Raw genomic sequence first — 21,347 nt, 5'->3', positions numbered from 1 at the left:
GAGCCGGAATTCAGTAATCCACCAGTTGATGCTCGCGCAAATACGCGAGTATCACTTGTGCTTTTTCGACGGAACTCCCTTCAATTACGACGCTGCCGCCGCGGCTCTCGGTCGTCGTCGCTGACAGCATGCGCGCGTGGCCCGAGCGCGTTTCGGCGGCGGCGAGGCGCACCGGTTTCGCTGTGGCGGGGCCGATCGTCCATGCGGACTGTTCGGGAGTGGTGCCGTGCCGCGCGACGGCGCGCTCGATCGTGCCTTCGCGCATTCGTGCATACGCGTACGAGGTCGCGACGTTCGCGAGCGGATGCACGGCAACCAATGCCGGCAGCCGCACTTCGACGCGCCGTCGCAGGCCCTTCGGCATGAACTGCCGGACCTGCGCTCGACCGTCGCGCAGCGCCACATCGACGGCGGCGCCGACGAGCGGCACCGCCAGCGCATGCGCGACGCGATACGGCAGCATGCCGCTATCGAAACCGCCTTCGGCGCGCGTGCCGGTCAGCACCAGCTCGTAGCCACGCAATCGCCTGGCGAGTTGCGGCGCAGGATCGGCGTCGGGCGGCATCTCGAGCACTTCGACCGAACGCGCGCCGAGCGCCAGATACTCGTTCAACGCGCCGTTCGACGGATCGCCCGCGTGCAGCACGTCGAGCGTCGCGCCATGCGTTCTGGCGAGCGACAGCGCCAGCGTCAACGCCGCCGCATCATTGCGGCTGTAGCGCGCGACGCCGCTGACCGGGTGACGTCCGACTGAAACCAGCACGGCGATCTTCATGCGAGCACTCCTTCGGCAAGCTTGCCCGGCCGCAGCAGCGCGGCCGAGGTGGCGCGGGCACCGCGCGCCGCGGCCGCCGCCTCGTTGAGCGCCGCGATGGTTTCCTGCGCGTCGGCGATCACGGTCAGATTCGCGCGCTTCGCGATCGGCGCGCTCGCGTCGAGATTCACTGCGATCACATGGCGGCAATCCTTGATGCCCTGCAGATGCTGCACCGCCCCCGAGATGCCGAACGCGATATACACGCTCGCCTCGACGGTCTTGCCGGTCGCGCCGATCTGCTTGTCGCGCGTGAACTTGCCGTCGTCGACGGCAACCCGGCTGGCACCGATCGCCGCGCCGAGGGTCGTCGCGAGTCGCTCGAACGCGGGCACGTCGCTGACGCCGTTGCCCGCCGACACGATGAAATCCGCCTCCTCCAGCGCGACCTGCGCCGCGTCGATTTCGTCGATGCCGAGATCGTGTATCGCTCGTTGCGCGACCGTGCTGTCCGCTTCGCGGTCGAAGCGCCACGCGACCCGCTCGCCCGCGCCGACGAATGGCAGCTTCGGATCGACCGCATTCGGCTCGAGCAGCACGACCTCGGGCAGCGCGCGGCTGGCGAGCGCCGAATTCGCGCGAATATAGGTGCACACGTGCCCGGCAGCGATCTCGACGACGTGCGTCGCGACGCTTGCCTCGGCCGCCGCCGCATAGCGGCGGCCGAGGTCGCCGTCGCCGGTCGCGTTGTCGGGCAGCAAGACATGGGCTGGCGCATAGGCCGCGACGCAGGCCGCCAGCGCATTCAGTTCATCGTCCGGCGCGTACGTGCGGCGATCGAACATCGGCAATTCGATCAGCTTGTCGGCGCCGAGCGCGGCGGCATCGCCGGTGAATTCGCCGAACACCAGCAGCACGACTTCGCTGTGCGTGTCCGCGATCAGCGCGGCGGCCGCGAGCGTCTGGCGCGCATGTTCATCGAGCGCGCCGCGGTCCGCGTGCGCCGCGACCAGCAGCACATGGCGCGGCGCGGCCGTCGTGCGGCGCGGCTTCGGCTGTTCGCGATGCGCGGCATGACGCGCATCGGACCGTGTGGCACTGTCGGCGTCCGCGATGCCAACGACGCCGAGCGTGATGCGCCTGAGTCCCTGTGCCGTCACCGTGAACGGCCGGCGCGGATCGATTCGTTTGAGCGTATTCATCATCGCGTTACTCCAGCGCCGCGGCGACCAGTTCGGCGACGTCCAGCACTTCCGGTCGCGGCCCCACCACCCCTTCGAGCATCGCCGTGCAATTCGGACAGCCGACCGCGACGATCTCCGCGCCGCACGCGCGCGCGTCGTCGATACGGATGTCGGGAATCCGCCGTTTGCCGGGAATATCGGTCAGGGGTGCGCCGCCGCCACCGCCGCAGCAGCGTCCACGCAGGCCGTGACGCTCCATCTCGACCACCTTGATGCCGATGCTCTTCAGCACCCGGCGCGGCGCTTCCGTCTCGCCGTTGTAGCGGCCCAGATAGCACGGGTCGTGATACGTGATGTTGCGCGCCGCGACGGCGGCGGCCGCGCGCGGCGACAGCTTGCCGCTCGCGATCAGTTCGTCGATCAGCGCCGTGTGATGCTGGACCTGATAGAACCCGCCGAGCGCGCGATACTCGTTGCGCAGGCTATGCAGCACGTGCGGATCGGCGGTAACGATGCGCGCGAACGAGTACTGCGCGAGCGTCCCGATCAGCGTACGGGCCAGTTGCTGGAACGTCGCTTCGTCGCCGAGCCGCCGCGCGGTGTCGCCGGTATCGGTCTCGACACCGCCCAGCACCGCGTAATCGACGCCCGCGCGGTTCAGCACCTTGACGAGCGCGCGCAGCGTGCGCTGATAGCGCATGTCGAACGCGCCTTCGCCGGCGATCAGCAGCACGTCCACGTGACGGCCCGGCTGCGCGACCTGCACCTGCAGATCGACGGCCCAGTCGTAGCGCGCGCCGATGTCGTAGCCGTTGAGGCTGCCGGTTTCGCGCAGATTCGCGAGCGTCGCCGGCCCCTTGCCCGGCACGCTGCCTTCGACGAGCGTCTGATTGCGGCGCATGTCCACGATCGCGTCCACGTGCTCGATCAGCATCGGGCACTCCTGCACGCAGGCGCGGCAGGTCGTGCAGGACCACAGCGTGTCCGCTTCGATCAGACTGGAGATCAGCGGCTTGGCGGGCGCGCCCGCGTGCTTGCCGACAGGAATGCCGGGCGTCGGGCTGCCTGCGTACTGCGCGTCGGTGCCGCCGACCATGCCGGTTACCAGATCCTGGATCAGCTTCTTCGGATTGAGCGGCTGACCGGCCGCGAACGCGGGGCACGCCGCTTCGCATTTGCCGCATTGCACGCAGGCGTCGAAGCTGAGCAACTGGTTCCAGCGAAATTCGACCGGCTTGCCGACGCCATATTCTTTCGCGTCGAGCAGCGGGGTTTTAAGCGCGGTGGGCGGCACGGCATCGCCAGCGTGACGCGCTGCGGTGAAATCGCCAAAGCGCTCCTGACGCGGATGAAACGCGAGATGCAGCAGTCCGGCCAACGCATGTTTCATCGGGCCGCCACGAGCCGCGCCGAACGTCATCGTGAACGCGCCCGCCGCGATCAACAGCGCGACGATCACCGCGAGCGCGCCGGACATCATCGTCGCCGGCAGCGCGATGAACAGCGCGAGACCGAGCGCGAACGCGCCCAGTAGCAACGGCAACTGATCCCACGGCCCGCGCGAGAGTCGCGCCGGCACCGTCTTCGCGCCATGCCGGCGACGCCACACGAACACCGTGCCGATCAGCATCGCCAGCGCGGCGAGAAAGATCAGTTTGTCCAGCCACGGCGAGTAGATCGCGAGACCGTAGTTGACGAACACGAGCGCCATCGCGAGGATCGCTCCGCCCGCCGTGGCAACGTGCGTGCGGGCGATATACGGATCGCGCGCGACCACGTGATGCAGGTCGACGAAGTAACGCTTCGGGATCGCGAGCAGATTGGCCCAGCCATAGGCGCCCGCGACGGTCGCACGGCCCTCGCGCCAGTAGGCGGCGCGGCGCGCCAGCGCGAACGCGAGACCGGCCACCGACACCCACAGCAGGACGGTGATGACAAACACGGGGCTCATCGTCAGAAATCCTTGCAAAGGCGCAGCGCGTCGTAGATCGCGCCGTGAATGTTGTGCATCGAGATGCAGTCGCCGACCCGGAACAGCAGGAAGCGGCCGTCGCCGAGCTGCTCGTCGAGACACGGTTGCGGTTCGGACGCGAACAGCTTGTGCACGTCGACCTGGCCGCGATTGACCGATTCAGGCTTCAGCTTCCAGTAAAGCCGGTCGTTCGGCGTACTGCCGTTTTCGATCACCACCTGATCGACCGCGCGCTCCTCCTGCTCCTCGGTGTACTCGTTGCGGATCACGGCGATCTTCTTGCCGTCCTCCTCGTACACCCTGTCGAGCCAGTAATTGGGCGTATGGATCACGCCTTGCGCGTACAGACGGCGATAGAAGATCGGGAACGTGGTGCCGCCGACGTCGTCGGCGACCTTCACGTCGGGCGTGACGATCTCCACGTTGGCGCCGCGGCTCGCGATGAAATCGGCGACGCCCGCGCCCGCATGCGTGCTGACGCCGTCGTACACGAGCACGTTTCTGCCCGGCTCGACCTTGCCGGCCAGCACGTCCCACGAACTGACCGCGAGCCCCGCGTCGACGCCCCACGCCGCGACCTGCGACGTGAACGCCGAACCGCCGGTGGCGAGCACGACGATGTCGGGCTTCTCGGCCATGATGGTCCGCTCGTCGGCGGCGACACCGAGGCGGCGGTCCACGCCGAGGCGCTTCGTCTCCATGTCGAGCCAGCGCACGATGCCCGCCATCTGCTCGCGCTGCGGCGCTTTCGCCGCCAGCATGATCTGGCCGCCCACGTGATCGTTCTTTTCGAACAGCACCACGTCGTGACCGCGCGACTTCGCGACGCGCGCCGCTTCGAGCCCCGCCGGCCCCGCGCCGACCACCACGACCTTGCGCTTCGGCCCGCGCGACCTGGCGATCACGTGCGGCATCGTCGCTTCGCGCGAGGTCGCCGCGTTCTGCACGCACAGCACATCGAGCCCGTTGTACTGACGGTCGATGCAGTAGTTCGCGCCGACGCACTGCTTGATTTCGTCCTCACGGCCATCGCGGATCTTGATGACCATATGCGGATCGGCGATCTGTGCGCGCGTCATGCCGACCAGATCGACCATGCCGCTCGCGAGCAGCCGATCGGCCTGGCCCGCGTCGCGAATGCTTTGCGCGTGCATCACCGGCACCTTGACGACCTGCTTGATGCCGGCCGCGAGATGCACGAACGGCTCGGGCGGCAGCGCCATCGGCGGCATGCAGTTGGCGAGCGTATTGTGCGTGTCCGCGCCGGAACCGATCACGCCGAGATAGTCGATCAGACCGCTTTCGCTCATCGCCTGGGCAATCTCTTTCAGCTGCTCGTGATCGAGCCCATCTTCGTGGAATTCGTCGCCGCACATGCGCAGGCCGACGCAGAAGTCGGCGCCCACCGCCGCGCGCACCGCCTGCATCACTTCGACGCCGAAACGCAGGCGGTTTTCGAGCGAGCCGCCCCATTCGTCGGTACGGAAGTTGGTGCGCGGGCTCCAGAACTGATCGATCAGATGCTGGTGCGCCGCCGAGATCTCGATGCCGTCCATGCCCGCATCCTTCACGCGCTTCGCGGCCGCCGCGAAGTCGCCGATGATGCGGCGGATCTCTTCGACCTCGATGATCTTCGCGTTGCCGCGATGCACCGGCTCGCGCACTCCCGACGGCGACATCAGATGCGGCCAGTGCTCGCCGTGAAACGCCGAGCGGCGTCCCATGTGGGTGGCCTGAATCATGATTTTCGCGCCATGCGCGTGCATCGCTTCGGCGAGCCGCGCGAGCGGATCGACGATCCGGTCGGTGGCGAGATTCACCGACTTCCACCAGCCTTGCGGGCTGTCGATCGACACCGGGCTCGAACCGCCGCACACGGCGAGTCCGACTCCGCCCTTCGCCTTTTCCTCGTAGTAGCGGATATAACGGTCGCCGGGCAGGCCACCCGGCTCCGCATAGACCTCCGCGTGCGCGGTACTGACGATGCGATTGCGCAGCGTCAGCTTGTTCAACGTGAGCGGCTTGAAAAGGTTCGGGTAGCGCATCGCGATCGACCTCGGAATGCCCGGATTAGATTGACGCGAGCGGCGAGACTTCGAACACGCAGTGCTCGTGTCCCTCCGCGGCGCAGCGTGCCTCTTTCGACTGCGACGGCGGGCCCTTGCGCGCGCCGTCGGGCGCGGTATCGTTGACCCAGTCCATCGCGCCCGCGAACCAGCCGGCGAACATGTAGCAAAGCTTGCCGGTCTTGCCCGGTTGCGCGAGCACGAACGACGAGTGCCGCAATTCGATCCGCGCATGCGAGCTGGCCGGATCGGCTTCGATGATCCTGAAGATGCCCCAGCCGCGCTGCGACAGACGGTTCAGGTAGTGCTCGAATACCGCCATGCCGGCAAGACCATGTTGCTTCGCTTCCTTCTCGCACCAGAAATAGGCGGACTTGTGACCGGCCTGGTAGAGAATCCCGGCGTACGTGTCGCGGCCGAGTGCTTCCTCGACGGCGACGTGGTTGTTGGTGAAGAAGTGGCGCGGCACGTACAGCATCGGCAGCGCGTCGGTGGTCCAGACGCCGGTGTGCGGATCGACGTCGATAGGCAGTTGGGGTTGCATGTGGAGACTCCGTTTCGTATCCGCTATGAAAACAAGGGCTAAAGCTCACACCTTCCAGACTTCGCCGAACACCCGTACCCAGTTTTCGCCCATGATCTTGCGGATGCGCGTCTCGCTCCAGGCGGCGCGTTTCATCGCGGCGGTCAGGTTCGGAAACTCGCCGATCGTGCGAATGCCTTCGGGATTCACGACCTTGCCGAAGTTCGTCAACTGGCGATAACGGCCCTTGTCGTGCGTGATCCAGTCGAAAAACTCGGTGCTGTAGCCCTGCGTGAAATCCGTGCCGATCCCCACCTGGTCCTCGCCGATCAGGTTCACCACGTACTCGATCGCCTCGATATAGTCCTCGACGGTCGCGTCCGGTCCGCGCTTCAGGAACGGCGCGAACATCGTCACGCCGACGAAGCCGCCCGCGTCCGCGATCTCCTTCAACTGCTCGTCGGTCTTGTTGCGCGGATGCTCCTTGAGCCCGGACGGGCAGCAATGCGAATAGCAGACCGGCTTCTTCGACGCCGCGATCGCCTCCGACGACGTCTTGCCGCCCACATGCGACAGATCGACCATGATGCCGACGCGGTTCATCTCCTGAATCACTTCGCGCCCGTAGCCGGACAGACCGCCGTCGCGTTCGTAGCAGCCGGTGCCGACCAGGTTCTGCGTGTTGTAGCAAAGCTGCACCACGTTGACGCCGAGATCCTTGAACGCTTCGATATAGCCGAGGTTGTCCTCGAACGCATGCGCGTTCTGGAAGCCGAAGATGATGCCGGTCTTGTTCTCTTGCTTGGCGCGAAAGATGTCGTCGGTGGTGCGCACCAGCGTGAGGATCTCGCTGTATTCGCGGATTTGCTGCTTCATTTCGGCGATGTTGTCGACGGTCTTCTGAAAACTTTCCCAGACCGACACCGTGCAGTTCACCGCGGTCACGCCGCCCTTGCGCATGTCCTCGAACACCGAGCGCTCGAACTTCGAAATGTTCAGCCCGTCGATGATGATGCTGTTCTCGTGCAGTTGACTCATCGTTTGCTCCACGCGTACTCAGTAAATGGGAAAGCGCTCGCACAGCGCGTAAATCTCGCGGCGCACGCGTTGTTCGGTTGCGGCATCGCCTTCGGGCGACACGCGCAGCGCATCGAGCACCTCGACGATCAGACGCCCGACCTCGCGAAACTCGCTGACGCCGAAGCCACGTGTCGTGGCCGCCGGTGTGCCGAGGCGGATGCCGGAGGTGATGGTCGGCTTCTCCGTATCGAACGGAATGCCGTTCTTGTTGCAGGTGATGCCCGCGCGCTCCAGCGCCTGTTCGACCTGATTGCCCTTGAGCCCCTTCGGCCGCAGATCGACCAGCAGCAGATGGTTGTCGGTGCCGCCTGTCACCAGATCGACGCCGCCCGATTTGAGCACCTCGCCCAATGCCCGCGCGTTCGCGAGCACGCTGTCGATATAGGTTTTGAAGCCCGGCTGCAGCGCCTCGCCGAATGCGACCGCCTTGCCGGCGATCACGTGCATCAGCGGGCCGCCCTGCAAGCCGGGGAACACGGCAGAGTTGATCTTCTTTGCGATCTCCTCGTCGTTGGTCAGCACGAATCCGCCGCGCGGACCGCGCAAGGTCTTGTGGGTGGTCGACGTGACCACGTGCGCATGCGGGACCGGATTGTCATGGCGGCCGGCCGCGATCACGCCGGCGATATGCGCCATGTCCACCATCAGCTTCGCACCGGCGCCATCGGCGATGGCGCGCAGCCGCGCGAAGTCGAGCGCGCGCGGATAGGCGGAGAAGCCGGCGATCAGCAGCGTCGGCTTGTGCTGTTGCGCCAGTTCCTCGATCTGCTCGTAGTCGATCAGCATCGTGTCGCGCCGCACGCCGTACTGCACCGCGTTGAACCACTTGCCCGACATCGCGGGTTTCGCGCCGTGCGTCAGATGCCCGCCCGCGTCGAGCGACATGCCGAGCACCGTATCGCCCGGCCTGGTGAGCGCGAGCATCACCGCGCCGTTCGCCTGCGCGCCGGAATGCGGCTGCACGTTGGCGAACTTCGCGTCGAACAGCTGCTTGATACGATCGAGCGCGAGCGTCTCGATCGCGTCGACGTATTCGCAACCGCCGTAGTAACGCTTGCCCGGATACCCTTCCGCGTACTTGTTGGTCAGCACCGAGCCCTGCGCGTCGAGCACCGCGCGCGACACGATGTTTTCCGACGCGATCAGCTCGACTTGCGACTGCTGACGCTCGAGCTCTTTCAGAATGGCGCCGCGCACCGCCGGATCGCGCGGCGCTAGCGAGTCTTCGAAGAAGGGATTCGGGTTCGACATGGAAGGTCCGTGAGAACGTTGACGGGGAGGCTGCTGCGGGTTGCCGGCGGGATCGCGCTACCGCTTTGCCTTGGGTCTATTCTTGACGGTCACCCGGCGCGTCTATTTACGAATTCAGACGCGTTCTTTGCCTTTTCCGCCATGCGCAACCTTTTTCGACAAGTCGGCGCGATCCGCGCGCTCAGCGCTGCACTACAACGCAGTATTCCTGCGCCGATCGGGTGCGCTGCAAGGGCGTCGCCGCGCTGTTCCGGTGCCGCGCCGATGGTTTCATCAGTCGATTGCTTAGCTATTCCAGGCTTTGTGCGCAGTATCCAGGGGTTTAGCCTGATGGCACGGTAGTTGCCCTGATACTCAGAATTCAGATAGTCGCCCTCCCCACGACGACGCGGCATTTACATCAGGAATCACCGTTCCCATGTCCACCGATCGCACGGCATCGTTGTCGCATTTCGCATTCATGCCGGTACCCAACTTCACGATGATCGCCTTCTCGAACGCGATCGAAGTGCTACGCATGGCGAACTATCTGACAGGCCAGACGCTTTACCGCTGGTCGATCGTGAGTCCCGCCGGCGGGCCGGTCATGGCGAGCAACGGGTTATCCGTCGATACGGGTCCGGTCGAATGCGTCGGGCAACCCGACATCGTGTTCGTGGTCGGCGGCATCGACGTGCAGCGCTCCACCACCGCCGAGCATCTGTCCGCGCTGCGCCGTTTCGCGCGCATGGGCTGCGTGCTGGGCAGTCTTTGCACGGGCACCTATGCGCTCGCGCGCGCCGGCCTGCTGGCCGGTTATGCGTGCGCGATTCATTGGGAAAACATGTCGGCGCTGAAGGAAGAGTTTCCCGATACGCGCTTTCTGAAAGAACTGTTCGTGATCGATCGCGATCGCGTGACCTGTACCGGCGGCGTCGCGCCGCTCGACATGATGCTGAACCTGATCGCGCCGCGTGTTGGCACCGCTCGGGTCACGCAGATCGCCGAGCAGTTCATCGTCGAACACGTGCGCGACACCAGTGCGCAGCAGAAGATGCCGCTCGTCGCGCGGCTCGGCTCGGCCAACAAATCGCTGTTCGAAGTGATCTCGCTGATGGAGAACAACATCGAGGAGCCGCTGTCGCGCGAAGAACTGGCGCGGCTCGCCGGCATGTCGCAACGGCAGTTGCAACGGCTGTTCCGCGAGCATCTGGGCATGACGCCGACGCACTACTATCTAACACTGCGCCTGCGGCGCGCGCGCGAGCTGCTGTTGCAGACCGACATGTCGATCATGCACATCACGATGGCCTGCGGCTTCCAGTCGGCCTGCCACTTCTCGAAGAGCTATCGCGATGCGTTCGGCACCGCGCCGACGCGCGAGCGTCGCAAGCAGGTGCCTTCGCTATCCGGTGCGCCAGTGATGGCGGCTTGATCAATGAACAGAAGCGCCGCGTGCCCGGCAGGCCACGCAGCGCTTTAGCGGCCAACCAGACTCAAGCCGCCTTCAACGACCCATGCGGGTCGATCACAAATTTCTTCGGCGCGCCGCCGTCGAATTGCCGGTAGCCCTCGGGCGCATCGTCGAGCGACACCAGATCTCCGACCTGCAGCGTCTCGACGTCGCGCCCTACCTCGATCACTTCGCCGGTAATCTCGTGCCCGAGTACCAGGCCGACCTCGGCGGTCGTGCGGCCACGCACCATATGCTGATCGGAGCCGCAGATATTCGTGCTGGTTCGTGAGCGGTACGCCGCACACGCTGCGCGGCGCACCGTTTCACCAGCGTTGCGGCCTACAACTTTTTCTTTACCCCCGCGCAACATATCCTCGTTTGCCAGCGGTTCGCAAAAGCCCGATAGTGCTGCCTCAGCCGAATCGCCGATCCACCGATTCACACTCCCCCGACCGAGGACCCGTTTGCTATGAAGACCCGAGCGCTCAAACTGATAACAACCGCCACGTTCGCGCTGTTCACGCTCTGCGCGATCTCACCCGTCGGCCACGCGGCCGAGCCCACCGCCGCGCAACTCCAACCGACCATCGACGCCGCGATCAGGCCGCTGATGGCGAAGTACCATATCGCCGGCATGGCGGTCGGCGTGATCGACGACGGCAAGCCCTACGTCTACAACTATGGCGTCGCATCGACGCAAACCGGCAAGCCGGTCACACGCGATACGCTGTTCGAACTCGGCTCGGTCAGCAAGACCTTCACGGCGACGCTCGCGTCGTATGCGCAGCTCGACGGCAAGCTGTCGTTGTCGGACGGCACGGAGCGCTATCTGCCGACGCTGCGCGGCCGCCCGTTCGGCAAGGTCAGCCTGCTGAACCTCGGCACGCACACGCCTGGCGGTCTGCCGCTACAGGTGCCGGACGACATCCATAACGACGCGCAATTGCTGCGGTACTTCCACGACTGGGAGCCCGCTCATGCGCCCGGCACGTTCCGCACCTACTCGAATCCCGGCATCGGCACGCTCGGCCTGATCACCGCGAAGACCATGGGACAGGATTTCACCGTGCTGATGCAGCAACGCGTGTTTCCGGCGCTCGGCATGAAGAGCACCTATATCGACGTGCCCGCGGCGAAAATGCCGGACTACGCGCAGGGCTATGCGAAAGACGGTGCGCCGGTCCGTCTGACGGGCGGCGTGATTTCCGCCGAAGCCTATGGCGTCAAGTCGACCGCCGCCGACATGCTGCGTTTCGTGCAGGCAAACATGAATCTGATTCCGCTCGACAGCCAGCTCCAGCGTGCGATCACGGATACCCATACCGGCTACTTCCAGGCTGGGGTGCTGACTCAGGATCTGATCTGGGAGCAGTACCCGTATCCGGTCGCGTTGCCGACCTTGCTGACCGGCAATTCGCCGGAGATGGTCCTCAACGGCACGCCGTCGACCGCAATCAAACCGCCGCTGCCGCCGCAGCAGAACGTCTGGATCAACAAGACCGGATCGACGAACGGCTTCGGTGCGTATGTCGCGTTCGTGCCGCAAAAACGCATCGGTATCGTGCTGCTCGCCAATCGCAATTTCCCGAACGAAGCGCGCGTGAGCGCCGCGCATCAGATCCTCACGGCGCTGGATGGCGGCAAGCCCTGATACGGCGTGGACTTACGGGCGCAGCCGCGCACGCGCTGCGCCGGCGATCCGCGCGAGCGCATCCGCGCTCAGACGGGCCGCGATTTTCTCGACGTACGCATGATGCCGCGCTTCGAGCGGCGCACCGAGTTCCCGCGCGAGCAGATAGCGGATCAGCGCAATGCGCCGATGACGCAGCGCGATACTTTGATCGAGCAGCGCGAGCGCGGCGCCGGCATCGCGCTCATCGCACGCGCGTGCCGTGAGAAGCGAGGTGGCCGCGCGTGCCGACGTCATGGCGAAATCAGCAAAGCGAACCGCGCGTCGCTCAGCACATCAACGGCTCGGCGGCGTCGAGCATGATCCTGACGAAGTAATCCGCGAAGCTGCGACGCACGACGATGTCGAAACTGTCGGTGCCCGTGGGCAGCAACGTGATCGACGCCTTGAAGTAATGGCTCTGCGCGCACTGCCCCAGGCCGAAAAGTTTGGGATGCAGATCGAGCGGACAGCCGCGCGCGAGCACGTCGCGCGTGCGCGTGCCGCTGATTTCGAGCACCGTATAGCCGCTGCCCACATCGACCGCCGATGCGAACACGCCCGCGAACGCCGCGCCGAGCTTCGCCTGCAACGGCGCCGTGCGCGTCGCATCGTGCGCGGTCTCCGAACGCACGAGCCATTCGTCCGGGCCGAGCCAGACCATGTCGTAGCCGTTGCCGCGCGCGACGGTGTTCGGCTTCTCCGGCGGCTTGCAGCCGATCACCTGTTCCACCGCGCGGATGAACGACGCGTCGCGCGTATCGCCGCGCACGTTCACGAGTTCGAGAAATGGCCGCTCGCCGAGCCGGAACGCGGCAGTCGCGTTGGCCTGATGCTGTTTCAGCAGCCCATCCACACCGACCAGCGGCGACTCCTGCCACGCGCCGCTTTGCCGCCCGAGCGTGCGGTCCACGATGGACACCGTCCCGCCTGTTTCATTCCACATGTTGACGTGCTCCTTCGCTGTCGTAGAACACCGGACTCGCGATCTTCGCCGCGATCTGTTTGCCGCTTGCGAGCGGAATCGTGACGGTCGTGCCGATCTTGTCGAGACCGCCCTTGACGACCGCCATCGCGATCGAGCGTTGCAGAATCGGGCTGTAATAGCTCGACGTGACGTGCCCGAGCATCGGCGCGGTGTCGCCCTGGAACGGACCGGCGACGATCTGCGAGCCCTCGGGTATCACGAACGACGCATCCTCCGCGAGCAGCCCGACCAGTTGCTTGCGTCCCGCCTTCGCGGTGTCCGGACGGGCGAGCGAGCGCTTGCCGAGAAAGTCCTTCGAGTTCGCGACGAGCCCGCCCATGCCGAGGTCGTGCGGCGTCATCGAGCCGTCCGTATCCTGGCCGACGATGATGTAGCCCTTCTCCGCGCGCAGCACGTGCATCGTCTCGGTGCCGTACGGCGTGATGTTGAACTCCGCGCCCGCGGCCATCAACGCCTCCCACACCGCGCGTCCGACGTTGGCCGGCACGTTCACCTCATACGCGAGTTCGCCCGAGAAGCTGATGCGCATCACGCGCGCCGCCGCGCCCGCGACGGTGCCTTCACGATACGTCATGAACGGAAACGCCGCGTTCGCGAAGTCGATGTCGTCGCAGACCTTTTGCAGCGCCTTGCGGCTCATCGGGCCGACTACCGCAAAAGTAGCCCAGTGATCGGTGACCGACGCGAGCCGCACGCGCAGGTCGGTCCATTCGGTTTGCAGCCAGCGTTCGAGCCACGTGAGCACACGCGCCGCGCCGCCGGTGGTGGTCGTCATCATGTAGTGCTGCTCGGCGAGGCGCACGGTCACGCCGTCGTCGAAGATCATGCCGTTTTCGTCGAGCATCAGGCCGTAGCGGCACTTGCCGACTTCGAGCCTGGTCCACGGATTCGTGTACACCCAGTTCAGCAGCTTCGCGGAATCGGGGCCCTGAATGTCGATCTTGCCCAGCGTCGACGCATCGAGAATGCCGACGCTCGTGCGCACCGCGAGCGCTTCGCGCGCAACCGCCGCGTGCAGATCCTCGCCCGCCTTCGGGTAGTACCACGGACGCTTCCAGTTGCCGACGTCCTCGAACGCCGCGCCGTGTTCCACGTGCCATTCGTGCACCGCCGTCTTGCGCACCGGATCGAGCAATTCGCCCAATTCCCGGCCGGCGAAAGTGCCGAACGTGACCGGCGTGTAGTTCGGCCGGAACGTCGTCGTGCCGGTCTCGGGAATGGTCTTACCGAGCGCCTGGGCGAGAATCGCCATGCCGTTGATGTTGCCGAGCTTGCCCTGGTCGGTGCCGAAGCCCATCGCGGTGTAGCGCTTCACGTGTTCGACGGATTCGAAGCCTTCGCGCGCCGCGAGGAAGATATCGGCCGCCGCGACGTCGTTCTGGAAATCGACGAACTGCTTGGGCCCGCGCGTGGCCAACTCGCGTCCGCCGACGAGCCACAGCGGTTCCAGCTTCGTTTCGCTCAGTTCGGCGACCTGCACCGGCTTTGGCCGCGCGACGATGTGCCCGGCCGCGCGCGCCGCTTCGACGCCGGCGTCGAGCGCGAAGCGGATGCCCTGGCCGAGCGTGAAGGCGCCCGCGCAGGCGCCGACGCTGGTCTCAGGCTGGACCGCCTTGCCCGGCACGAAGCAGGCCTTGTCGTCATGCCAATGGGCCTTGCCGCCCGACTGCGCGAACAGATGCAGCACCGGGCTCCAGCCACCCGACATCGCGAGCAGATCGCACGGCAGTTGGCCCTGCTGAGCGGTGATCTGCCCTTTCGCATACGAGGCGAGCGACACCGACGCGACGCGCAGCTTGCCATGCGCCGCCGTGACGACCGCGCCGTTCAGCACCTTGATGCCATGGCGGCGCGCGAGCGCCGGCAGCGTGCCCTTCGATTCGCCCGCGCGCGGATCGATGACGCTCACCTGCGCGCCGGCCGCTTTCAGGTCGAGCGCGCATTGATAGCCGTCGTCGTTGTTCGTGAACACGATCGCATTGCGACCCGGCAGTACCGCATACCGATGCAGATAGCTCGACACCGCCGACGCGAGCATCACGCCAGGCAGATCGTTGTTGCCGAACACGATCGGCCGTTCATGCGCGCCGGTCGCGAGAATCACGCGTTTCGCGCGGATCTTCCACAGCAGTTCGCGCGTGCCCTTGCGCTGCGACACGGGCAGATGATCGGTCAGGCGCTGCGTGACCGTGACGAGATTGTGGTCCTGATAGCCGAACGCGGTGCTGCGGCTCAGGATCTTCACATCGGGCAACTGCCGCAATTCGTCCTCGATTTTCCGCACCCACTGCAGCGCGGGCTTGCCGTCGATCTCCGCGCCGCAGGACAGCAGCGAGCCGCCCAGCTCGGGCTGATCGTCGACGAGCGTCACGCGCGCGCCGGACAAGGCCGCCGCGTGCGCGGCCGCGAGCCCGGCCGGGCCGCCGCCGACCACCAGCACGTCGCAATGCGCGAAGCACTTGTCGTAGCGGTCCGCGTCGCGCTGTCGCGGCGCGGTGCCGAGGCCGGCCGCGTCGCGAATCGCTTCCTCGTACTTCGGCCAGAGTTTGCGCGGCCACATGAAGGTCTTGTAGTAGAAGCCCGCCGGAATGAAGCGCGCGATCTTCTGGTTGATCGCCATGCGGTCCTTCTCGATGCTCGGTTTCGCGTTCACGCTGCTCGCGACGAGCCCCTGGTACAACTCGACCTCGGTGGCGCGCGCGTTCGGCACCGTGTAGGCGCCGGTCTCCAGTTGCACGACCGCGTTCGGCTCCTCGACGCCCGCGGTCACGATGCCGCGCGGCCGATGATATTTCCAGCTGCGCGCGACGAAATGCATGCCGTTCGCGAGCAAGGCGGACGCGAGCGTATCGCCTTGATAACCCTGATACTCGACGCCGTTGAACGTGAAGCTCAGCGCGATCGCGCGATTGATGCGCCCGCCGGTCGGGAGTCGGTCTTTCTGGCTCATGATGCTTTGCCCTCTTGTGCCTTTACCTGTGCGTTTGCTGCCTGTGTATCGGTACTGTCCAGCGCCAGCAACGGACGCTCGAACGTCTGATAACCCTGGAACGCATAGCTGACGGTGTCGCGCTGCGCCTTGAACCAGCGGCGGCAGCCCTGCGTGTGGAACCATTGCTCGCGATGCACGCCGCGCGGGTTCTTGCGCATGAAAAGGTAGTCGCCCCATTCCTTGTCGGTGAGCTTGTCCGTGTAGAGCGGGCGGGCAATGTCCGCTTCGCCGCCGCACGAGAATTCGGTTTCGGCGCGGGGACCGCACCAGGGGCATTCGATCAGCAGCATCTGTGTCTCCTTGTCGACTAGTGGGCCACGGCGGCAGCGCCATGCTCATCGATCAGATGACCGGTATAGAACCGGTCCAGCGAAAACGGCGCGTTCAACGGATGGGGTTCGTCCTTCGCGATCGTGTGCGCATAGACCCATCCCGAGCCGGGCGTCGCCTTGAAGCCGCCCGTCCCCCAGCCGCAGTTGAAATACAGTCCCTTCACATCGGTCTTGCTGATGATCGGGCACGCGTCCGGCGACACGTCGACGATGCCGCCCCACTGCCGGTTCATCCGTACGCGCGAAAACACCGGGAACATCTCGACGATCGCCTCGAGCGTGCCCTCGATGATCTGGAAGCTGCCGCGCTGCCCAAAGCCCGTGTACTGATCGACGCCCGCGCCGATCACGAGATCGCCCTTGTCGGACTGGCTGATATACGCGTGGACCGCATTCGACATCACGACCGTGTTGACGACCGGCTTGATCGGCTCCGACACCAGCGCCTGCAACGGATGGCTTTCGAGCGGCAGCCGCACGCCGGCCATGTCGGCGAGCGTCGACGTGTTGCCGGCCGCGACCACCGCGACCTTCTTCGCCTTGATGAAACCCTTCGTCGTGTCGACGCCCGTCACCTGGCTGCCGTCGCGGCGAATGCCGACGACCTGGCAGTTCTGCACGATATCGACGCCGGCCTGATCGGCGCCGCGCGCGAAGCCCCACGCCACCGCATCGTGCCGGGCCACGCCGCCGCGCCGCTGGATTGATGCGCCGAGCACCGGATAGCGGCTGTTCAGATTGATGGTCGGCTCGAGTTCCTTGATCTGCGCGGGCGTGAGAAATTCGGCGTCGACGCCGTTCAGGCGGTTCGCGTTGACGCGGCGTTCGGTGTCGCGCACGTCCTGCAGCGTATGCGCGAGATTCATCACGCCGCGCTGGCTGAACATCACGTTGTAGTTCAGGTCCTGCGCGAGCCCTTCCCACAGCTTCATCGCCTTCTCGTAGAGCGCGGCGGATTCGTCCCACAGGTAGTTCGACCGCACGATCGTCGTATTGCGCGCGGTGTTGCCGCCGCCGATCCAGCCCTTCTCGAGCACCGCGACATTGCGCACGCCATGCTCCTTCGCGAGGTAGTACGCGGTCGCGAGACCGTGCCCGCCGCCGCCCACGATCACGACGTCGTATTCACGTTTAGGCTCGGGGCTGCGCCATTGCCGCTCCCAATTCTCGTGATACGACATCCCGTTGCGTAGCAGGCTGAATATCGAATAGCGGCTCATCGTCGTTCCTTTGCGGTTTTGCAGATGCGGTGTAGCGGTTCAACACTCGATGACGTTCACGGCCAGTCCGCCGCGCGACGTCTCCTTGTATTTCGTCTTCATGTCGGCGCCGGTTTCGCGCATGGTGCGGATCACACTGTCGAGCGACACCACGTGCTTGCCGTCGCCCTTCATCGCGAGGCGGGCCGCGTTGATCGCCTTGATCGCGCCCATCGCGTTGCGCTCGATGCACGGAATCTGCACCAGCCCGCCGACCGGATCGCAGGTCATGCCGAGGTTGTGTTCCATGCCGATTTCGGCGGCGTTCTCGACCTGGGTGGGCGTGCCGCCCATCACGGCCGCGAGCGCGGCGGCGGCCATCGAGCAGGCCACGCCCACTTCGCCCTGGCAGCCCACCTCGGCGCCGGAGATCGACGCCGTTTCCTTGTAGATGATGCCGATCGCCGCGGCGGTCAGCAGGAAGTCGACGATGCCGGCGTCGTTCGCCGCATGCATGAATTTCACGTAGTAGTGCAGCACTGCCGGGATCACGCCGGCCGCGCCGTTGGTCGGCGCGGTGACGACCCGGCCGCCCGCGGCGTTTTCCTCGTTGACCGCCATCGCGTACAGGTTGACCCAATCGAGCATCGACAGCGGGTCACGCAGCGATTCCTCCGAGCGTGCGCGCAAGCGCTCGCACAGCTCGGCCGCGCGGCGCTTCACGTGCAGCGGGCCGGGCAGTTCGCCGCGGACCTTGCAACCGCGCTCGACACACGCGGCCATCGTGCGCCAGATCGCCAGCAGGCCCTCGCGCACTTCGGGCTCGGGCCGGGTCGCGCATTCGTTGCGCAACGTCACTTCGGCGATGGACAGGCCGCTTTCGCGGCACACGCGCATCAGATCGTCGCCGGTGCGAAACGGATACGGCACCTCCGCGTTGGCGCGCCGGCCGTTCACGCGGTCGCCGTCGCGATTGACGACGAAGCCGCCGCCGATCGAGAAGTACTCTTTTTCGACGAGCAGTTGACCGTTCTCGTCGAAGGCCTGGAAGCGCATGCCGTTCGGATGCACGACGCCCGAGCCCCGCGCGCCCGGCATCAGCTTGCGCAAGAAGCCGACATGTTCGCGCTCGTCGAACGCGATCGGATGCTTGCCGAGCAGCACGAGCTGTCGGGTCTCGCGGATCGCGCGCAGCCGCGGCTCGATCAGCTCAGGATCGAGCCGGTCGGGCAGATTGCCTTCGAGGCCGAGCAGCACCGCCTTGTCGGTGCCGTGGCCCTTGCCGGTCGCGCCGAGCGAGCCGAACAGCTCGGCTCTGACGCGCCGCACGAAGCCGAGCAGATTCGCGTCCTCGATGTGCGATGCGAAGCGGCATGCAGCGATCATCGGCCCGACCGTGTGCGAGCTGGATGGACCGATGCCGATCTTGAACAGATCGAAGACGCTGACGTTCATGGCGTGCCTTGTGCGTTGTGTCTTGCGTGTTGCGATGGCCGGAAGCGCTTCGACTCGACTCATGCGCCCGGATGGAATGTGCGTCTATTGCACCGCACGCCGGGCCGGATCGATAGAATAAAAACGGCATCGCAATGGGATGGCGTCGTCAAGTGAGCCGCCACGCGGGTCTCCCGGCGCATTTGCGATGACTTGGGACGCATTTGCGACAGGCGGCCCGATTGCGGCCGGCAATGCTGAAGGTCCGTGGTGCTATCCTCGGCTTCACCGTTTCGGTCAACGTCCGTTCCTCTTTCGCCGTTCTTTTCACCGACCCGCCGCGCGCATGAATTCCGCTGAAACGCTTGCCCCTCCCTCACTCGACACAGCCACGAAGCAGCGCATCCGCTTCGGCATCATCCTGCTGCCGAACTTCACGCTGACCGCATTCTCGGGTTTCGTCGACCTGCTGCGCCTGTCCGCCGACGAAGGCGACTTCAGCAAGCCGGTGCGCTGTTCGTGGAGCGTGATCGGGGAAACCCTGGCCCCGGTGCGCGCGAGTTGCGGCATCCAGATCACGCCGTGGGAAACCTTCGAGACCGCCGGGAAGTTCGACTACGTGGTGGTGGTCGGCGGACTGCTGCACTCGGGGCCGGCCGCGAGCGAGGCGACGCTCGCGTTCATCCGCTGCGCCGCAGCCCGCGACACGACGCTGGTCGGCATGTGCACCGGCGTGTTCTCGCTGATGCGCGCGGGCGTGCTCGACGGCCATCGGATCTGCGTGAGCTGGTTTCACTACTGGGATTTCATCGAGCGCTTTCCGTCGGTCGACGAACAGATGCTGGTCGCCGACCGGCTGTTCGTGATCGACCGGCGGCGCATCACCTGTTCCGGCGGCCGCGCGTCGATCGACGTCGCCGCCGCGATCCTGCTGCGTCATTTCGAAACGGCGACGGTGCAGAAGGCGCTGCGCATCCTGCTCGTCGACGACCTGCAGAAAGGCAACGCGCCGCAGCCTCATCCCCCCGGTCTCGCGCCGGCCTCGCATCCGAAGGTCAAGCGCGCGATCCTGCTGATGGAGCAGCACGTGGGCCGCGCGCTGCCGCTCGACGAACTGGCGGGCAAGCTCGATCTGTCGCCGCGTCAGCTCGAACGGCTGTTCAAGGCGCAGACCGGCAAGGCGCCGCAGGCCTACGCGAAGCTGGTGCGCCTGCGCACCGCCGCGTGGTTGTTGACGAGCTCAGACAAAACCGTCGCCGATATCGCGTCGAGCTGCGGCTTTTCGGACGCCTCGCACCTGGGACGGGAATTTCGCAAACAGTTCGGCGTGCCGCCGATGATGTATCGCGAGCAGCGCGGCACGGCGCGGCAAGCCGACGACGGCTCGTGCTACGACGAAACGTTTCCGGGCCGCGCGCAGGCGATCTGAATCCGCGCGGCATGCGAGGCCGCGGCACCCGCTACTCCGGCATGCGCCGCTCGACGCTCGGCGCATGTCCGAACTGCGCGCGATAGGCCTTGCTGAAATGACACGGAGAATGAAAACCGCACACCATGGTCACGCGCGCGATCGACGCGTCGGTATTGCGCAGCAGATCGCGCGCGCGGCGCAGCCGCAAGCTCAGGTAGTAATGCGTCGGCGACACGTTCAGGAATAGCTTGAACATCCGTTGCAAATGACGCTGCGACAGGTTGACGAGCCGGGCGAGTTCGTCGAGCGATAGCGGCTCCTCGATGTTCGCTTCCATCAGCCGCACCACTTCGATCAGTTCGGTGCGCGACAGGCCAACCCGCGCGTCGACCGGAATGTGCTGGTAATCGGTCGAGCCGCGAATCCGCTCGACGATGAATTGCTCGGACACCTGCGCGGCCACCGCGGCCCCCAGCCGCATGCCCACCAGATGCAGCATCAGATCGAGCGGCGCGGTTCCGCCGGTGCAGGTCAGCCGGTCGCGGTCGATCACGAACAGTTCGTCGTCGAAATGCACGTGCGGATAGCGCTGGTGCAACGGCGACATGTCCTCCCAATGCACGGTCGCGCGATAGCCGTCGAGCAGCCCGGCCGCGAGCAGCGCATACGGACCCGTGCAGATGCCGCCGAGCGGCACGCGGTGCGCGGCCGCCTCGCGCAGCAGCGCGATCACCGCGTCGTTCACATACTCGCGCACATGCCAGCCCGCGCACACGAAAAGCAGGTCCGGCATGCCGGCCTCGGCGAGCGTGGTGGTCGGTTTCACCGTGATGCCGTTGCTCGCGCGCGCCGGTTCGCCGTCCGGCGTGATCACGGACCACCGGTAGTGCTGCGCGCGGCCCACGTAGTTCGCCATGCGCAGCACCTCGACCGCGCTCGTGAACGCGATCATCGAGAAGTTCGGCAGCGTCAGGAAGCCGACGTGCGCGACGGCGCACAGCCGCGCATCGGCTTCGGCGGAGGCGATTGCGTCGCGCTTCATGGACGTATCGAATCA

Annotated in this window: 17 protein-coding genes and 1 pseudogene; 3 read left to right on the top strand and 15 right to left on the bottom strand. The window is 65.8% G+C overall.

Annotated features, from left to right (window positions below; genetic code table 11):
* Nucleotides 1-10: 10 nt before the first annotated feature.
* From OKW29_RS12105 to OKW29_RS12075, 7 genes are read right to left on the bottom strand one after another with little or no spacing between them, the layout of a single operon-like run.
* Complete coding sequence (locus OKW29_RS12105) at nucleotides 11-775, bottom strand: electron transfer flavoprotein subunit beta/FixA family protein (protein ID WP_429291203.1); 765 nt, start codon at nucleotides 773-775, stop codon at nucleotides 11-13.
* Nucleotides 772-1,956: an electron transfer flavoprotein subunit alpha/FixB family protein gene (locus OKW29_RS12100; protein ID WP_429292493.1), complete on the bottom strand. Its 1,185-nt coding sequence runs from the start codon at nucleotides 1,954-1,956 to the stop codon at nucleotides 772-774. The genes OKW29_RS12105 and OKW29_RS12100 overlap by 4 nt, the downstream gene beginning before the upstream one ends.
* A 7-nt stretch (nucleotides 1,957-1,963) precedes the next feature.
* Entirely contained in the window at nucleotides 1,964-3,889 is a 1,926-nt protein-coding gene (locus OKW29_RS12095; protein WP_429291202.1) for a (Fe-S)-binding protein, read from the bottom strand.
* 2 nt (nucleotides 3,890-3,891) lie between these two features.
* The gene (locus OKW29_RS12090) at nucleotides 3,892-5,955 is read right to left on the bottom strand and encodes an FAD-dependent oxidoreductase (RefSeq protein ID WP_429291201.1); all 2,064 of its coding nucleotides are present in this window, start codon (nucleotides 5,953-5,955) and stop codon (nucleotides 3,892-3,894) included.
* A gap of 25 nt (nucleotides 5,956-5,980) precedes the next feature.
* The gene (locus OKW29_RS12085; RefSeq protein WP_429291200.1) at nucleotides 5,981-6,520 is read right to left on the bottom strand and encodes a DUF5943 domain-containing protein; all 540 of its coding nucleotides are present in this window, start codon (nucleotides 6,518-6,520) and stop codon (nucleotides 5,981-5,983) included.
* Nucleotides 6,521-6,565: 45 nt separating this feature from the next.
* Nucleotides 6,566-7,537 (bottom strand): dipeptidase, encoded by a 972-nt coding sequence (locus OKW29_RS12080; RefSeq protein ID WP_429291199.1) that lies wholly within the window; start codon nucleotides 7,535-7,537, stop codon nucleotides 6,566-6,568.
* 18 nt (nucleotides 7,538-7,555) lie between these two features.
* Nucleotides 7,556-8,830 (bottom strand): serine hydroxymethyltransferase, encoded by a 1,275-nt coding sequence (locus tag OKW29_RS12075; protein WP_429291198.1) that lies wholly within the window; start codon nucleotides 8,828-8,830, stop codon nucleotides 7,556-7,558.
* Between the two features lie 418 nt (nucleotides 8,831-9,248).
* On the opposite strand from OKW29_RS12075, the gene OKW29_RS12070 reads away from it, so the two are divergent.
* Nucleotides 9,249-10,244, top strand: coding sequence for a GlxA family transcriptional regulator (locus tag OKW29_RS12070; protein ID WP_184072988.1), 996 nt, complete (start codon nucleotides 9,249-9,251; stop codon nucleotides 10,242-10,244).
* 151 nt (nucleotides 10,245-10,395) lie between these two features.
* Here the strand turns inward: OKW29_RS12070 and OKW29_RS12065 are convergent.
* Nucleotides 10,396-10,545, bottom strand: a pseudogene (locus OKW29_RS12065) (alcohol dehydrogenase catalytic domain-containing protein); the annotation flags it as partial.
* Between the two features lie 189 nt (nucleotides 10,546-10,734).
* Between OKW29_RS12065 and ampC the strand changes: the two are divergent.
* A complete protein-coding gene (ampC, locus tag OKW29_RS12060; RefSeq protein WP_429291197.1) occupies nucleotides 10,735-11,916 on the top strand; it encodes a class C beta-lactamase in 1,182 nt (393 codons plus the stop codon).
* 12 nt (nucleotides 11,917-11,928) lie between these two features.
* Here ampC and OKW29_RS12055 read toward each other — a convergent pair whose 3' ends face one another.
* Genes OKW29_RS12055 through OKW29_RS12030 form a run of 6 tightly spaced genes read right to left on the bottom strand, consistent with a single transcriptional unit; the run spans nucleotide 11,929 to nucleotide 18,900 of the window.
* Nucleotides 11,929-12,192, bottom strand: a complete 264-nt coding sequence (locus tag OKW29_RS12055; protein ID WP_018425089.1) for a hypothetical protein — start codon at nucleotides 12,190-12,192, stop codon at nucleotides 11,929-11,931.
* A 31-nt stretch (nucleotides 12,193-12,223) separates the two neighbouring features.
* The gene (locus OKW29_RS12050) at nucleotides 12,224-12,880 is read right to left on the bottom strand and encodes a sarcosine oxidase subunit gamma (protein ID WP_429291196.1); all 657 of its coding nucleotides are present in this window, start codon (nucleotides 12,878-12,880) and stop codon (nucleotides 12,224-12,226) included.
* Nucleotides 12,870-15,872 (bottom strand): sarcosine oxidase subunit alpha family protein, encoded by a 3,003-nt coding sequence (locus tag OKW29_RS12045; protein ID WP_429291195.1) that lies wholly within the window; start codon nucleotides 15,870-15,872, stop codon nucleotides 12,870-12,872. Before OKW29_RS12045 ends, OKW29_RS12050 begins: the two co-directional genes overlap by 11 nt.
* Complete coding sequence (locus OKW29_RS12040) at nucleotides 15,869-16,204, bottom strand: sarcosine oxidase subunit delta (RefSeq protein WP_429291194.1); 336 nt, start codon at nucleotides 16,202-16,204, stop codon at nucleotides 15,869-15,871. The genes OKW29_RS12045 and OKW29_RS12040 overlap by 4 nt, the downstream gene beginning before the upstream one ends.
* Nucleotides 16,205-16,221: 17 nt before the next feature.
* Nucleotides 16,222-17,466 carry a sarcosine oxidase subunit beta family protein gene (locus tag OKW29_RS12035; protein WP_184010042.1) on the bottom strand — a complete coding sequence of 415 codons (1,245 nt, stop codon included), beginning with the start codon at nucleotides 17,464-17,466 and terminating at the stop codon, nucleotides 16,222-16,224.
* A 39-nt stretch (nucleotides 17,467-17,505) separates the two neighbouring features.
* Nucleotides 17,506-18,900: an L-serine ammonia-lyase gene (locus tag OKW29_RS12030; protein WP_429291193.1), complete on the bottom strand. Its 1,395-nt coding sequence runs from the start codon at nucleotides 18,898-18,900 to the stop codon at nucleotides 17,506-17,508.
* 325 nt (nucleotides 18,901-19,225) lie between these two features.
* Here OKW29_RS12030 and OKW29_RS12025 point away from each other — a divergent pair, with 325 nt between their 5' ends.
* On the top strand, nucleotides 19,226-20,308 hold the full coding sequence (locus tag OKW29_RS12025; protein WP_429291192.1) for a GlxA family transcriptional regulator: 1,083 nt from the start codon (nucleotides 19,226-19,228) through the stop codon (nucleotides 20,306-20,308).
* Nucleotides 20,309-20,339: 31 nt separating this feature from the next.
* On the opposite strand, the gene OKW29_RS12020 is transcribed toward OKW29_RS12025, so the two are convergent.
* The gene (locus tag OKW29_RS12020) at nucleotides 20,340-21,332 is read right to left on the bottom strand and encodes a GlxA family transcriptional regulator (protein WP_429291191.1); all 993 of its coding nucleotides are present in this window, start codon (nucleotides 21,330-21,332) and stop codon (nucleotides 20,340-20,342) included.
* Between the last annotated feature and the right edge of the window lie 15 nt (nucleotides 21,333-21,347).

Origin of the sequence: Paraburkholderia sp. CI3, from assembly GCF_050436505.1 — a bacterium.
GTDB classification, from domain to species: domain Bacteria; phylum Pseudomonadota; class Gammaproteobacteria; order Burkholderiales; family Burkholderiaceae; genus Paraburkholderia; species Paraburkholderia tuberum.
This window is presented reverse-complemented; position numbering and strand designations above follow the sequence as displayed.